This window comes from Zhongshania antarctica (genome assembly GCF_014202945.1).
In the GTDB taxonomy this organism is placed as follows: domain Bacteria; phylum Pseudomonadota; class Gammaproteobacteria; order Pseudomonadales; family Spongiibacteraceae; genus Spongiibacter; species Spongiibacter antarcticus.
On record NZ_JACHHW010000006.1, the window covers coordinates 203,578 to 218,905 of the forward strand.

Annotated in this window: 14 protein-coding genes and 2 tRNA genes; 15 read left to right on the forward strand and 1 reads right to left on the reverse strand. The window is 52.0% G+C overall.

The window, feature by feature from the left end; translation table 11 throughout:
- Positions 1 to 20 precede the first annotated feature (20 nt).
- The 11 genes from HNQ57_RS12125 to HNQ57_RS12175 all read left to right on the forward strand — a co-directional run bounded on the left by HNQ57_RS12125 (position 21) and on the right by HNQ57_RS12175 (position 10,902).
- Positions 21 to 95, forward strand: a tRNA-Gln gene (locus tag HNQ57_RS12125).
- A 169-nt stretch (positions 96 to 264) separates the two neighbouring features.
- Positions 265 to 1,197: a ribose-phosphate pyrophosphokinase gene (locus HNQ57_RS12130; protein ID WP_040804160.1), complete on the forward strand. Its 933-nt coding sequence runs from the start codon at positions 265 to 267 to the stop codon at positions 1,195 to 1,197.
- 86 nt (positions 1,198 to 1,283) lie between these two features.
- Positions 1,284 to 1,904: a 50S ribosomal protein L25/general stress protein Ctc gene (locus tag HNQ57_RS12135; RefSeq protein WP_184463313.1), complete on the forward strand. Its 621-nt coding sequence runs from the start codon at positions 1,284 to 1,286 to the stop codon at positions 1,902 to 1,904.
- Positions 1,905 to 1,950: 46 nt separating this feature from the next.
- Positions 1,951 to 2,538: an aminoacyl-tRNA hydrolase gene (gene pth, locus HNQ57_RS12140; RefSeq protein ID WP_184463315.1), complete on the forward strand. Its 588-nt coding sequence runs from the start codon at positions 1,951 to 1,953 to the stop codon at positions 2,536 to 2,538.
- 6 nt (positions 2,539 to 2,544) lie between these two features.
- Entirely contained in the window at positions 2,545 to 3,636 is a 1,092-nt protein-coding gene (gene ychF, locus HNQ57_RS12145; RefSeq protein WP_184463317.1) for a redox-regulated ATPase YchF, read from the forward strand.
- Between the two features lie 73 nt (positions 3,637 to 3,709).
- A tRNA-Met gene (locus HNQ57_RS12150) sits at positions 3,710 to 3,786 on the forward strand.
- Positions 3,787 to 4,292: 506 nt separating this feature from the next.
- Complete coding sequence (locus tag HNQ57_RS12155) at positions 4,293 to 6,035, forward strand: Ig-like domain-containing protein (RefSeq protein ID WP_184463318.1); 1,743 nt, start codon at positions 4,293 to 4,295, stop codon at positions 6,033 to 6,035.
- Between the two features lie 133 nt (positions 6,036 to 6,168).
- A complete protein-coding gene (gene cmoA / locus HNQ57_RS12160) occupies positions 6,169 to 6,891 on the forward strand; it encodes a carboxy-S-adenosyl-L-methionine synthase CmoA (RefSeq protein ID WP_184463320.1) in 723 nt (240 codons plus the stop codon).
- A complete protein-coding gene (gene cmoB / locus HNQ57_RS12165) occupies positions 6,888 to 7,859 on the forward strand; it encodes a tRNA 5-methoxyuridine(34)/uridine 5-oxyacetic acid(34) synthase CmoB (RefSeq protein WP_184463322.1) in 972 nt (323 codons plus the stop codon). Before cmoA ends, cmoB begins: the two co-directional genes overlap by 4 nt.
- Positions 7,860 to 7,993: 134 nt before the next feature.
- Positions 7,994 to 9,463, forward strand: a complete 1,470-nt coding sequence (locus HNQ57_RS12170; protein ID WP_184463324.1) for a DUF1631 family protein — start codon at positions 7,994 to 7,996, stop codon at positions 9,461 to 9,463.
- Between the two features lie 161 nt (positions 9,464 to 9,624).
- On the forward strand, positions 9,625 to 10,902 hold the full coding sequence (locus tag HNQ57_RS12175; RefSeq protein WP_184463612.1) for an aspartate aminotransferase type Ic: 1,278 nt from the start codon (positions 9,625 to 9,627) through the stop codon (positions 10,900 to 10,902).
- A gap of 66 nt (positions 10,903 to 10,968) precedes the next feature.
- Here the strand turns inward: HNQ57_RS12175 and HNQ57_RS12180 are convergent, their stop codons facing one another.
- Positions 10,969 to 11,316: a DUF1820 family protein gene (locus HNQ57_RS12180; RefSeq protein ID WP_008251707.1), complete on the reverse strand. Its 348-nt coding sequence runs from the start codon at positions 11,314 to 11,316 to the stop codon at positions 10,969 to 10,971.
- 180 nt (positions 11,317 to 11,496) lie between these two features.
- Here HNQ57_RS12180 and miaB point away from each other — a divergent pair, with 180 nt between their 5' ends.
- The 4 genes from miaB (at position 11,497) to HNQ57_RS12200 (ending at position 15,300) form a co-directional block, all read left to right on the forward strand.
- Positions 11,497 to 12,891 carry a tRNA (N6-isopentenyl adenosine(37)-C2)-methylthiotransferase MiaB gene (gene miaB / locus HNQ57_RS12185; RefSeq protein ID WP_184463326.1) on the forward strand — a complete coding sequence of 465 codons (1,395 nt, stop codon included), beginning with the start codon at positions 11,497 to 11,499 and terminating at the stop codon, positions 12,889 to 12,891.
- Between the two features lie 87 nt (positions 12,892 to 12,978).
- Positions 12,979 to 13,962 carry a PhoH family protein gene (locus HNQ57_RS12190; protein WP_184463328.1) on the forward strand — a complete coding sequence of 328 codons (984 nt, stop codon included), beginning with the start codon at positions 12,979 to 12,981 and terminating at the stop codon, positions 13,960 to 13,962.
- Positions 13,959 to 14,450 carry an rRNA maturation RNase YbeY gene (gene ybeY / locus HNQ57_RS12195; RefSeq protein ID WP_184463329.1) on the forward strand — a complete coding sequence of 164 codons (492 nt, stop codon included), beginning with the start codon at positions 13,959 to 13,961 and terminating at the stop codon, positions 14,448 to 14,450. The genes HNQ57_RS12190 and ybeY overlap by 4 nt, the downstream gene beginning before the upstream one ends.
- A complete protein-coding gene (locus HNQ57_RS12200; RefSeq protein ID WP_184463332.1) occupies positions 14,443 to 15,300 on the forward strand; it encodes an HlyC/CorC family transporter in 858 nt (285 codons plus the stop codon). The genes ybeY and HNQ57_RS12200 overlap by 8 nt, the downstream gene beginning before the upstream one ends.
- Positions 15,301 to 15,328 lie beyond the last annotated feature (28 nt).

Here is a 15,328-nt window from a genome sequence, read left to right on the forward strand (position 1 = left end):
ATAAGCCTGAAAAGTTTAATTGGGGTGTCGCCAAGTGGTAAGGCACTGGGTTTTGATCTCAGCATTCGTAGGTTCGAGTCCTACCACCCCAGCCATTTTAAAACTCGCCGCGTAAAGCGGCTTGTAGCTTCAAATCAGCTACCTGAGCTATTTACATCATAAAGTACAGGCACTGAGAGCCGGTCAATTGCGATAAATTGGCAACGCACACCACCTGAAATTCATTAACACCAGCCCTACAGGACGCCGACCGTGCCCAAGATGATGGTCTTCACCGGCAATGCCAACCCCGAACTTGCTCGTAAAATTGCCGAGCACCTGCACCTACCACTCGGCGACGCAGTCGTAGGCAAGTTCAGTGATGGCGAGATTTTCGTCGAAGTAAACGAGAATGTCCGTGGCGCCGACGTATTTTTACTGCAACCCACCTGCGCACCAACCAACGACAATCTAATGGAACTCATCGTCATGGCCGATGCCATGCGCAGAGCCTCTGCCGGCCGCATCACCGCCGTTGTCCCTTATTTTGGCTACGCTCGCCAAGATCGCCGCGTGCGCTCACAGCGCGTGCCGATTTCAGCCAAAGTGGTTGCCGACATGATGAGCGGCGTTGGCATCAACAGAGTACTTACTGTTGACCTGCACGCCGAACAGATTCAGGGCTTTTTTGACGTACCAGTAGACAATGTTTACGGCTCACCCGTGTTACTCGACGACATCAGTCGCCAACAATACGAGAATCAAATGGTGGTATCGCCAGATATCGGTGGCGTAGTGCGCGCCCGCGCTGTTGCCAAGCAGCTAGACGACGCTGACCTCGCAATTATCGACAAGCGCCGCCCCGCCGCCGGCATTGCCCAGGTTATGCACATAATCGGCGAAGTTGAGGGCAAAACCTGCATATTAGTCGACGATATGGTCGATACTGCCGGAACTTTATGCAAAGCAGCTGAAGCCTTAAAACAGCATGGCGCGGCAAAAGTTGTCGCTTACTGTACACATCCTGTATTATCCGGCGCCGCCATTGCCAATATCAATGGCTCTCAGCTAGACGAACTGGTGGTAACCGACACCATTCCGCTGTCTGAAGACGCAAGAAAATGTAGCAAAATTCGCCAGCTAACCCTGGCAAATCTATTGGCCGAGTCAATCCGACGGGTCAGTAATGAAGAGTCGATCAGCGCCCTGTTCCGCTAAGCACTTCGTTTAGCAACACCGTTTTTCGACATTTACCGCCGCACTGGTCGCAAGTCGGCGGTTTTCGCGTTATTAAGGAGACACATATGTCTAGCGATTACACAGTTAGCGCAACAGTACGCGCAGATGTAGGGAAAGGTGCGAGCCGCCGCCTACGTCGTCTGGAAGGTGAAATTCCTGCTATTGTTTACGGTGGCGAAAAAGCACCACAAATGCTCAACCTGATCCACAAAGACCTGATCAGATTGCTCAACGACGAAGCTTTCTACACCTCTATCCTCACCTTGGATGTTGATGGCCAGAAAGAATCAGTAATACTGAAGGACCTGCAGCGTCACCCAGCTAAATTGCGCGTTTTACACGCCGATTTCCTGCGTGTTAATGCGGACACGCTAATTACCCTGCACGTACCACTGCACTTCATCAACGAAGACACTTGTGTTGGCGTTAAGCTTGCTGGCGGCAACATCACTCACGCGATGACCGACATTGAGATTCAGTGCTTACCTAAAGATCTGCCTGAGTTCATTGAAGTAGACATGGCCGCAGTTGAAGCTGGCACCATTCTTCACATCTCCGACATCGTACTGCCGGCGGGCGTCGAAAGCACAGCATTGGCTCTGGGCGAAGACCACGATCACCCAGTAGTTCACGTCCACGCTCCGCACGGCGGCGCTGACGATGAAGAAGCTAGCGACGAAGAGTAAGCAATAAACTAACGGCCCCTCTGGGCCAATAGTAACAGGCGCCCCATTGACTACGATAAAACTGATCGTCGGGCTGGCTAACCCCGGCCCGCAATATCACGATACTCGTCACAATGCGGGCGCCTGGTTCGTTTCAGAACTAGCACGCCTACATCACTGCACCCTCAGCAGTGAATCTCGGTTTTTTGGCGACACCGCCAGAATTCAATATCAAGGCGGCGATTTGCGTCTGCTAATACCCACCACCTTTATGAATCGCAGCGGTCAAGCCATCGCAGCACTTGCTAATTTTTACCGAATTCCGGCAGAAGCCATTCTCGTCGCCCACGACGAGCTGGATCTTGCCCCCGGCACCGCCCGCTTTAAAACCGGCGGCGGCCATGGCGGCCACAACGGCCTGCGCGATACCATTGCCCAACTCGGCAATAACAACAATTTCCACCGCCTGCGGGTTGGCATAGGCCACCCCGGCAGCGCGGCGCAAGTCACAAACTATGTTCTTGGCAAACCGCCAGCCGACGAGCGCATCAGCATCGACCGCTGTATCGACGAAGCCCTGCGCAGCCTCCCCGACGCCGTTAACGGCGACTGGGCCAAGGCCATGAATCAACTACACAGCTATAAACAAGGGTAAAATCAAATGGGATTTAACTGCGGCATCGTCGGACTGCCCAATGTCGGCAAGTCCACCCTCTTCAATGCACTGACCAACGCTGGCATTGATGCGGCCAACTTCCCGTTCTGCACTATCGAACCCAACTCCGGTATTGTTATGGTGCCCGATCAGCGCCTCCATGCGCTATCTGCCATCGTCAAGCCCGAGCGCGTGATGCCCGCCACCATGGAATTTGTCGACATCGCCGGCCTCGTCGCTGGCGCCTCCAAAGGCGAAGGTCTGGGCAATAAGTTTTTGGCCAATATTCGTGAAACCGACGCCATTGCCCATGTTGTGCGCTGCTTCGACAACGACAACATCATTCACGTTGCCAATAAAATCGACCCCGCCGCCGACATCGACATCATCAATACCGAGCTCGCACTGGCAGACATGGAAAGCATCGACAAACAACTACAGAAAGTCGTTCGCGTTGCGCGCAGCGGCGACAAAGAAGCCACCATACTTAAAAATCTATTCGAAAAACTGCTAGCCCACCTCAACGAAGGCAAACCTGTGCGCTCACTGGCACTGGACAGCGATGAAATGGCCCGCACCCGCACGCTGCACCTACTGACCATCAAACCCACGATGTACATCGCCAACGTTAACGAAGACGGCTTTGAAAACAACCCGCACCTTGACGTAGTACGCGCCATCGCCGCGGAAGACGGCGCCATCGTTGTCCCTATATGCAACAAACTAGAATCTGAAATCGCAGAGCTCGACGACGACGAAAAAGTCGAATTCCTTACCGACCTCGGCATGGAAGAACCCGGCCTAGACCGCGTTATTCGCGCAGGCTACCAACTACTCGGCCTGCAAACCTACTTCACGGCGGGCGTAAAAGAAGTTCGCGCGTGGACTATTCCAGTTGGCGCCACCGCGCCACAATCGGCCGGCGTCATTCACACCGACTTTGAAAAAGGCTTCATCCGCGCCGAAGTGATCGCCTATGACGATTACATTCAATACAAAGGCGAACAAGGCAGCAAAGACGCCGGCAAATGGCGCCTAGAAGGCAAAGATTACATTGTAAAAGACGGTGATGTTGTCCATTTCCGCTTCAATGTCTAACACACGCCATTGAGCGCTTGACATAGCGGCCTGAAGCTTGGAAAATGCGCGCCTTCTCTGCATAGAGAACAGTGGCAAGGTAGCTCAGTTGGTTAGAGCACAACACTCATAATGTTGGGGTCGGCGGTTCGAATCCGCCCCTTGCTACCATTATTCAAAAAAAACCACCTAACGGTGGTTTTTTTATGCCCCAAGAAAAGTGCGCCACTCTAGAAGGGTGAATGAGAACCGCCGCGCGGCTCGATAAAATGCGAACAGCATTTTAGACGGCGAATGCCGCCCGAAGGGGCAGAAACAGGCCCAAGCCTGTTTCTGATCATAAAATGCGACCAGTATTTTAAACAAGCCGTGTATGTCTTTTTATACATTGCGCAGCCCAAAGGGGCATTGGCAGGCCCTGACCTGTTTCTGATAAAACCAGCGATAAGATTATTACTAATTCATCAGCCCACTGCCAACATTCATCCCAAAAGCAGCACCCCAAATTATCGCACTCAGGTCACTTTTGACTCTCCCATCACAAGTTTGCCGCAAAACCGGAACAATTAAGCTAATATGCGTTTATAGTTAGAGACTTACTGCATTAAACTGATAAAAAATATAATCTTGGGCTTGTAGAACTCGCCTCACGAGACAATAGATAGGGGACACCTGTTATGAAGCTTTTGTTACGCACCAGCCTGCTGGTATTGACAGCACTATTTCTAGCGGCGTGTGGCGGCGGCAGTGGCGACGGGCCATCACTATCTCCCGTTAATTCCAGCACACCGACTGAAACCCCAGACACAGGCGGCACTAGCGTAACGGTTGTACCGAGTTTCGGCTCATTTAATACTGCTGGTACTTTTACCGTAGCTACAATAGCCAAAAACAAGACATCATTAACTGCAGGTCAAAGCGCCTCGTTAGCAGTATCCTTCGTAGACCAAGATAATAAATTGATTACCGATGCCGCTGATGTTTTATTTACCTCAACCTGCAGCATTGATGACCTATCCGATTTCGATCAAGATATCGTCAGTAACACCACAGGCACTATAAGAGCAACATACACGGCTCGTGGCTGCAGCGGCACCGACACTATCACCGCGCAATCCACTCTAAACGGCACCAACTATCGCGCGACAACGACGATAGATACGATTCCCGCCGCCTTAGGTTCAATTACCTTTGTATCTGCCGACCCAAAGCTGATTGGTATACGCGGCACAGGTGCGCTACCAGAGCAATCTACCGTGTCTTTCCAAGTTAAAAATGAAGCTGGCGGTCCTGTAGAAAACCTCGATGTGAATTTTTCGTTGAATACCACCGCCGGTGATATTGGATTAACTAACACAACCGCAACCACCAATTCCGAAGGTATCGTAAGTACTACGGTTATTTCAGGCACTGTCGCCACCACCGTACGCATCACCGCATCGGCAATAAGAGATGGCAAAACTATCAGCGCGCAGTCCAGCCTATTATTAAATACCACTGGAATTATTGATCAAAACAGCTTCACATTGGGAGCATCTACATTAAATATCGAAGGATTGGACTACAACGGCGTCGAAACAACCCTAACTATCCTTGCCGCTGACCGCTTCAACAACCCGGTACCAGATGACACTGCAATCGCTTTTACAACAGAGGGTGGCATCATTGATAGCGGCTGCACAACAGTAAACGGCACATGTTCTGTGATATTTCGGTCTGCCAACCCCCGCGCAAACGGACGGGCAACAATCTTAGCAACAGCCATTGGTGAAGAATCTTTTGAAGACACCACCCCATCAAATGGCAGCTATGACGATGGCGAAATCTTTGATGATTACCCTGAAGCATTCATAGACTACAACGAGGATGGCTGTCGCGATGCCAATGAACCCTACCTAGATTTCAACAACGATGGCAACTACACAGGTACCACTCAAGATTTAAATAATGATGGTAAGTGCCGTCGCTCTACTCCAGACGAAATCATCGGAAATTCGACGTACGATGGCTTACGTTGCATTTCAAGCGCACAAAATTGCGAAATCACAGCAAGTACAATCTCTGTCCGCGAAGAAATTGTCATCGTTATGTCCGGCTCTTCACTATATGTAACTGTTACGCCAGCAACGATAAATATCGACGCCGGAGCAAGCGTGCTCGTTACCGTTCGCGACGTGAACTTCCAAGTTCCGCCCGCAGGTACGACCATATCTGTTACAACGGACCAAGGTAGTATCTCAGGGGAAAGTTCAGCAACAGTGTTATCAACGAACGTTGACGGCGCCATTGCATACAGCTTTGCATTAAAGCCGAGCTCATCCAAAATTGGAACCGGCACTTTTACCGTCACGGTGGAGACCCCTAAAGGGGTTATTTCAAAAGGAACCGCAACTGTCGTTCAAACAGCTTTAGCTCCTTAGAGTAGCCGAGTTGTTGGCCGACATATAACTGCCGGCCAACACCATCAAATCTCAGCGCTATCGCAGCACCACCCCCACTAGCCTGTGGTAAAATCCCACTATCGCACTTTCTTACGCCACACCAGTAGCCTACATGACCAAACCCGACACCCTCTACGCCACACCCCACGCCAATCTCGGCCGCTTCGCCTTCGACGAACACGTCGTCGAAGTCTTCCCCGACATGATTCAACGCTCGGTGCCTGGCTATTCAACGATTATCGCGATGACCGGAGTTATGGCGGGCCGCTACGCACAGACCGGCAGCAACATCTATGATCTCGGCAGCTCATTAGGTGCCAGCACTTTGTCGATGGCGCGGGAAATTAACAAGCATGACTGCAATATTATTGGGGTAGACAACTCAGCGGCAATGATTGAACGCTGTCGCGGCTATATTGCTGATAGCGCCACGCCAATTACACTGCGCTGCGAAAACATTCAAAACACCGAGATCAACAACGCCTCGGTGGTCGTTTTAAACTTCACTTTACAGTTTGTCCCCGCTGCCGAGCGCGCAGCGCTAATTAACAAAATCAGCGAGGCCATCCGCCCCGGCGGCATTCTGATACTGTCTGAAAAGATTCGATTTGCCGACGCCCACTTACAAGACTTAAACACCGATTTACATCACGCATTTAAGCGCGCCAACGGTTATAGCGAGCTAGAAGTTGCACAAAAACGCAACGCCATAGAGAAAGTGTTAGTTCCGGAAACCCTAGCGGAACACCAGCAACGTCTGCGAACGGCTGGTTTTAGCAGTATCGACGTGTGGTTCCAATGCTTTAATTTCGCCTCATTGGTTGCCATTAAATGATGGATTACCACGCATTTCTCTCCCGACTTAGCCAAAATCCAAAGCTCGCTGAATGGGCTGCGCTATTGCCTGAGCAAATTAACAATGGGCTGAATGAGTCGCGCTATGGCGATCTACCACGTTGGAAGGAAGCCCTTGCCGCCCTGCCAAACCTCACGCCAAGCGGCATCTGCTTAGATTCATCGCGGGTTGGCGCCACTGGCGATATTAGCGACCTCGAGCGCAGCACATTGGAACAAGCCCTAAAGGGGCTGCACCCTTGGCGCAAAGGGCCCTTCTCCTTGTTCGGTGTGCATATCGATACAGAGTGGCGCTCGGACTGGAAATGGGACCGTCTTAAGGATTCAATTGCCCCACTCCACGGCCGCAGCGTTCTCGACATCGGCTGCGGCAGTGGCTATCACTGCTGGCGGATGCGCGGCGCAGGTGCGGAACTCGTGGTGGGGATAGACCCAACACCGCTATTCGTCACCCAGTATTTTGCCTTGCAAAAATACCTAGGCGACCCAGCCGTTGCCGTCCTCCCCATGGGCATTGAGCACCTACCAGCCAAACTCCAGGCCTTCGACACCACCTTTTCAATGGGCATTCTCTACCACCGCCGCTCACCGTTCGACCATCTATTTGCATTGCGCGACACCCTGCGCAGTGGTGGCCAACTGGTTCTTGAGACACTGGTAATCGATGGCGGCTTAGGTGACGTTTTAGTCCCCGAAGGGCGTTACAGCAAAATGGGCAATGTTTGGTTTATTCCCAGCACTGCTAGCTTAGCTTCATGGCTGAAGAAGGCGGGCTTTAAAAACCCTCGCCTGATCGAGGTCAATCAAACCAGTATTAACGAGCAGCGCAGCACTGAGTGGATGCAGTTCCACTCATTATCCGAGTTTCTAGACCCCAAGGATCCAAGTAAAACAATTGAGGGCTACCCCGCACCCAAAAGAGCAACATTTGTCGCCGAAGCGCCCTAAAACTGGGCACTAGCAAAGCGTGACACTGGTCAAAACCTGAACAAATAACACTCAAACTTAGTCCTCGTATGTCATTTATATGATATCTTTATTACATCGATATACGCACTATTACGTAGCGCCTTGGACAATGCATGCCTCTTAGCGATACAGGATTACTCGTTGACCGCCTCAAATCACAGTCAAGACAGTGGTTTGGCGAGCAGCTGTACCGTTATTTTGAGCGCCTACAAGATAATTTCCATCGCCGCGCCCTCACCGCTAACTCTGGCAGCGAACAAAATGAATTGCTCGACCAGCAGCGTGCGGTCAGGGCCGGACAGGACGAAGCCTTTCGCCTATTTGCCGATCACATCAATCACGCCTTCACCACCAAGCGCGATTACGAAACCGGTAATTACCCGGAGCTTGATCGCCTCGCCCAACAATTAGAAAAACTGCCCGACGACGGCTTTGCGAAAGAAAAGCCTGAATTGCAGTATTTTTGCCGCGCCATCGCGCCAATCACCTTGCTGGCGGGTTTTCAGCACTTAATGACTCCGCTGCGCTTAGACACCCAGCACCGCCATCACGCCCTCACCATGTTTCAGGGCCTATTTATAAATGAGTTGAGCAAGCTTTATGACAATTTGGCGGCGACCTTGCCCAAACCGATTGACGCCCACAACCTTGCCGACTGGATTGCCCACAGCAAACTCCAATTAAGTGAAAAGAACCTAACAACCCAGCAGCGGGCATTAACAGAGCTGCGCTTGCAGCGACTGTTAAAATTGCATGACTACCGCGAAAGTAGCAGTGTTGCCAAACCTATCGAGGTCACTGACAACGAACTCATCGAGGCCGCCGCCAGCATATTCCACCAACTGAGCAATCGCCGCCGACTGTCGCCAAGCATACTCGCAGGGCTCAATACCCTGCAAAATCAGGTCAGCAGTATTGCTCTGCAAGATCGCCAAAGCTTTTTGCACTCGCTGCACCCGGCCCGCCAGGTGTGCCGACAAATCGTGAATGCCCTCAGCCATTGGGACGACGCCGACAATGGCCAGCGTCTGCAATTTGAGGGGGCGCTTAAAATCATTAGCCGCAAGCTCGCGAAAAATGACATCCACGCTAGCGACTTTACCCAGATTCGCAAACAAGTCGACGAGTGCTGCCAACACTTGTTGCAGAGCATCAAACTCAACGACAAACGCAACCTCAGCACAGACGTTGGCCAAAAACGCCTAACTAGGCTGCGCCGCAAAGTGCATGAGATGCTCGACGAAAAAACCGCAGAGCTCAAACTCCCCACCAGCGTTGACAATATGCTCTACGGGCCAATGACCACTATCGTCTTATACCACTGGCTCCGCCACGGCAGTAACAGCACGCCACTGCGGCGCAGCATGAAATTAGTTGACGATATACTTTGGTACATCAAGCCTCACGCCGACTGGTCTGAGCTGCGCCGCGCCAAAGCGATGGGCAAAGATATTGAAACCGAGCTCAGTGAAGGCTTGGCGCGCATCAATTACAGCTACTCCGCCAGCCAAGCCCTGATCGAAGAGCTACACCAACTCCGCATGATTGCCTCTGGGCGCAGCGCTAGCCTCAATCGCACCTAAGCTCGACGTTAGTCTCCTGCATTTATTTATATCTGGGTGACGGAAGCAGCAAAAAATAGGTATAATTTTGCCCCGCAAGTTTGCTCTTCATGAGCCAACTCCGCCCGACTCCATACTCGTTTAATCGCGCTCAGCGCGATCAGGTATTTAAGGTGATGACTTTGCAACTCGACCAAGCTTCTACAACGCAGCTACGCGAATGGGAAACCACCCTAGCGCAGGAGTATCAGCAGTTTAAAGCCTCCGGCCTCAATCTCGATCTTACCCGGGGCAAACCCAGCGCCGAGCAGCTCGACTTATCTGATGCCATGAACCTCATTCTGGGCGACGACCTCAGCAATGAGAGCAATACCGATTTACGCAATTACGGCGGCCTCGACGGCATTCCCGAGTGCAAGCGCCTATTTGCCAAGGTACTCGGTGTCGCCAATGACGAGATTTTAATCGGCGGCAATAGCAGCCTGACCTTGATGTACTTTGCCGTGCTGTTCGCGCAAAACCAAGGCTTTGGTGCCCTGGGCGCTAGCTGGGCCAGCGAAGGTAAGACCACTAAATTCCTCGCCCCCGTGCCTGGCTACGACCGCCACTTTAGCGTGTGTGAGCACCTCGGCATCGAGCTTATCCCCGTTGCGCTAAACGACGACGGCCCAGATATGGACGCGGTTGAGCAATTAGTGAAAGCCGACCCCAGCATCAAGGGCATTTGGTGTGTGCCGCGTTTTAGCAACCCAACTGGCACAGTGTATTCAGACCAGGTCGTTGACAGGCTCGCCCAGCTCGGTAAGTTGGCGGGCAGCAACTTCCGCGTGTTCTGGGACAATGCCTACGCCGTTCACAGCCTCAGCGACGACGCGCCAGAACTGGCCAATATCATGGACCGCTGCCGCGCCCACGGCACCGAAGACAGCATCTATATTTTTGGCTCAACCTCGAAAATCACCTATGCGGGCGCTGGCGTCTCTTTTGCCGGCATGTCTAAGGGCAACCTCAAGGCCTTTAGCCAGCACCTGGGTATGAGCCAAATTGGCCCAGACAAAATCAATCAACTGCGTCACGTTCGCTTTTTGAAAGACAGCGAGGGTCTCGCCGCGCATATGCGCGCCCACGCCGCCGTGCTCAAGCCCCGCTTTGATATTGTACTCAAGCATTTGCGCGAAGGCTTGGCGGACACTGGCATGGCGAGCTGGAATGAGCCGCAGGGCGGTTATTTCGTCTCCTTTGACACCTTGCCCGGCTTGGCGAAGGAAGTCGTTCAATTGGCGGCTGACGCTGGCGTGAAATTAACACCAGCCGGTGCGACCTTCCCCTACGGCAAAGATCCAGACAACAAAAACATCCGCATTGCACCCAGTGTACCCAGCCTGGAAGAGATCGACCGCGCCATGGCGGTATTTGTGAACTGCGTGAAATTAGCCTCGGTGCGGCAGCGCTTAAGTTAAATAGACCGCACAATAAAAAGGGGGCAGCGATTAATCGCTGCCCCCTTTTTTACATCTATTTATTAACTACTCAGAATCCGGCGTCCGGTTAATCGGCCGACCCGGCGCACTTGGGAAATGCCGCACATTACTGCTACCACCTTCCACATCGACAATTTTACCCGCGCCTTCCTTCTCTACTTCGTCAATCCGCACAATCGCATGCATTGGAATATAGCTACGCGTTACGCCGTGAAACTCATTTTTGAGCTTTTCCTCGCCAGGATTGACCACAATCTGGCTCTGCTCGCCAAAAACAATCTCCTCGATCTCGATAAAACCGTACATATCGCTTTGGTAAATTGCGCGCGCGTACAGTTCATAGACCTTGTTGTTATTATTAAAAATAACTTTATAAATAGGAGCTTGGGGCATAGTCTTTCCGTCGTTTAGCAGCACTGTATTAGCGAGAGATCGCACCGGAAAACCGGGCCGCGGATGATAGCATAAATTTGTCAAATCCACTGCACTTCTGGGTTTTAGACCACAATTTGGCTATAATGCCTCCCCAATTTTATTTGCGGCCTTTAAGGCCCTAAATCGTCAGCTAATCCTATGCCTGAAACCAGCGAATCGTCTCTCACACCAGCAGCGCCCGAGCTTATTGCCAGCACGGCCACAGCCAAGCCCAAAAAAGTGTTTATCAAAACCCAGGGCTGCCAGATGAATGAATACGATTCGTCCCGTATTCAGGATTTGCTTGGGGTCAGCCACGGCATGATTCCCACCGACGACCCGAATGAAGCCGATGTATTACTACTAAATACCTGCTCAATTCGCGAAAAAGCGCAAGAGAAAGTCTTTCACCAGCTAGGCCGCTGGCGCAAACTCAAGGCCAAAAACCCCGACCTCATCATTGGTGTTGGCGGTTGCGTGGCCAGCCAAGAAGGCAGCGATATTGGCCGCCGAGCCCCTTATGTCGACCTTATTTTTGGCCCGCAAACTCTGCATCGGGTGCCCGCCATGCTCGACAGCAAAAAGCCCAAAGGCCCCATTATTGTCGACGTCACCTTCCCTGAAATTGAAAAATTCGACAATCTACCTGAGCCCAGCGTCAACGGACCCAGTGCTTTTGTCTCAATTATGGAAGGCTGCTCAAAGTACTGCACCTTCTGCGTGGTGCCCTATACCCGTGGCGAAGAAGTCAGCCGCCCCTTTGATGACGTTATTGCCGAAGTGGCGCAGTTGGCCGCCAAGGGCGTGCGCGAGGTCAATTTACTGGGCCAAAATGTGAATGCCTATCGCGGCATTAACCACGAAGACGATATCGTCGATTTTGCCGAGCTTATCCACTTTGTTGCCCAGGTTCCCGGTATCGACCGCATACGCTACACCACCTCCCATCCAGTGGAATTTAGCGAGGCCTTGATTCAGGCTTATGCCACCGTACCGCAACTGGTAGATCACCTGCACCTGCCAGTGCAGCATGGCAGCGACCGCATACTAGCGGCCATGAAACGCGGCCACACCGCCGACGAATACCGCGCCAAAATCGCCAAACTCAAAACCATACGCCCTAACATCAGCTTGTCATCTGACTTCATCATCGGCTTTCCCGGCGAAACCGATGAAGACTTCCAGCAGACCATGCAGCTGATAAAAGATATTGGTTTTGACCACTCTTTCAGTTTTATCTATAGCGCCCGTCCCGGCACCCCCGCGGCCCAGCTGCCAGACGAAACCCCCGAAGAAGTCAAAAAAGAGCGCCTCGATATTCTGCAACACCACATTTTGCAGAACGCCGCGCAAATCAGTCGCCAAATGGCCGGCACTACGCAACGCATTCTCGTAACGGGGGTTTCTCGTAAAGACTCCGGTGAATTGCAGGGCCGCACCGAGAATAACAGGGTGGTCAATTTCCCCTGCACCGACCAAAGTATTATTGGTCAATTTGTCGACGTGGACATATTGCAGGCCTACTCCAACTCCCTGCGCGGCAAAATGCGCTAGTGGTTAATGCCGGTTTGATTCTCATGCAAACCGGCTTATGATCTAATTTTCCCAATTTACGCCGCAATAGCGGCACTCGGTGAATCATTGACAGCACAAGATATACAACGCGTTCTCACCCTTGAACCCAACGACCCACGCTTATTAGCGGATCTCTGCGGCCAGCACGACGCCAATCTCAAAATGATTGAACAGCGCCTGCTCGTGCGCATTGCCGCGCGGGGCAATACCTTCCAAATTAACGGCCCCAGCGAGTCTGTCGACGATGCGGTACAGCTCATCAAGCACTTGTATAGCGACTCCCAAAATGGGGTTGTCTTGAACGCTGAAAGCGTTCATCTTAATCTGCAGAAATCAGGCCTTGAGCAAATAAGCCACCCGGTTGCCGATCATGTGCCGGTGGTAATTCAAACCAAAAAAGGCAGCGTTAAACCTCGCGGTGAAAACCAGCAGCGCTATGTTAAATCCATTCAAAATTGCGACATCAATTTTGGCATTGGCCCCGCCGGTACCGGCAAAACCTATTTGGCCGTAGCCTGCGCAGTTGAGGCCCTCATTTCCAACGATGTGCAGCGTATTTTACTGGTTCGCCCGGCGGTAGAGGCTGGTGAGAAATTAGGCTTTTTGCCCGGCGACCTCGCCCAGAAAATCGATCCCTATCTGCGCCCACTCTACGATGCACTTTATGAAATGCTGGGTATGGAAACCGTCACCAAGCTCATTGAGCGCAATATTATTGAAATCGCGCCGCTGGCCTTTATGCGCGGCCGCACACTAAATGATTCGTACATTATTCTGGACGAAGCCCAAAATACCACGCGGGAACAAATGAAAATGTTTCTTACCCGTATTGGCTTTGGCTCCACCGCCGTCATTACCGGTGACGCCACCCAGATCGATTTACCACGCGGCACCCCCTCAGGCCTTGTTCACGTGATGAAGGTGCTCGGCGACATCGACGGCATCAGCATGACCCACTTTGCCGCCAAAGACGTGGTTCGCCACCCCTTGGTGCAGCGTATAGTTGAAGCGTACGCCGCCTTCGAAGCCAGCACTGGCGGCGCTCAATGAGTCAAATCCAGCTTGATCTTGATTTGCAAATTGCTTGTAAAACCGGTGGCCTGCCCAGCCAAGCGCAATTTGAACACTGGGCGCAAATAGCCTTAGCTGAGCGCCGCGACGAGGCCGAACTCAGCATCCGCCTCATTGATATCGCTGAAAGCGCCGAACTGAACCTACAATATCGACAAAAGCACGGCCCCACCAATGTGCTGTCTTTTCCCGCCGATTTACCCCCAGAACTCGAGCTTCCCCTGCTGGGCGATCTCGCTATTTGCAAGCAAGTGGTTGAGCGCGAAGCCCAAGAGCAGGGTAAAGCCTGCCACGACCACTGGGCGCACATGGTAATTCACGGTACACTCCATCTCCTCGGCTACGATCATATTGACGATGACGAGGCAGAAATCATGGAAGCGCTTGAGATTGCGCTTCTAAAAACGCTAAATATTAGCAATCCCTATACCCCCATATGTGAGGACAGCACCCAAAACCATGAGTGAAGATCGATCTAGCAACGATCCAAGTGACAAGTCTTGGATCGAGAAAATAGCCCATGCTTTTTCATCTGAACCCAAAACTCGGGAAGATCTGTTTGAACTGCTTGCTGTCGCCAAACAGAACGAAGTCATTGATGACGATGCGATAAGCATTGTTGAGGGCGCCATGCATATCAGCGATATGCAGGCCCGAGAAATCATGATTCCGCGCCCGCAGATGGTGGTTCTCAAGGCAGACCAACCGCTGAGCGAACTACTGCCCATCATTGTGGATACCGGCCATTCCCGCTATCCGGTCATTGGTGACACCCTCGACAATGTCTTGGGCATACTGCTGTCCAAAGATTTACTTCCTCTGCTGTGGAAAACCCCCAACAGCGAAGATATCGATATTCGCGACATTCTCAGACCAGCCACCTTGGTGCCCGAGAGTAAACGCCTGAACGTGTTACTGCGCGACTTCCGGGAAAAACGCCACCACATGGCCGTGGTCATTGACGAATACGGCGGCGCAGCGGGCCTCATTACCATCGAGGACATCCTCGAACAAATCGTTGGTGATATTGAAGACGAATACGACGAAGACGACGACCTGCCCATTCGCAAAATCACTGACAACGACTTTGTTGTGCAGGCACTGACCCCCATCGACGATTTTAATGACTACTTCAACGCCAAACTCAGCGACGAGGAATTCGACACCATTGGCGGCTTATTACTAAAATCCTTTGGTTACCTGCCAAGCCGTAATGAAGTTGCCCGCCTAGATGATTTTGAATTCAAAGTGGTCAACGCCGACAATCGTCAAATTCATTTGCTACGCATGCGGTCATTGGCAAAAATCGACGAATAAATTACCTATTCGTTTTGTCACCGAGACA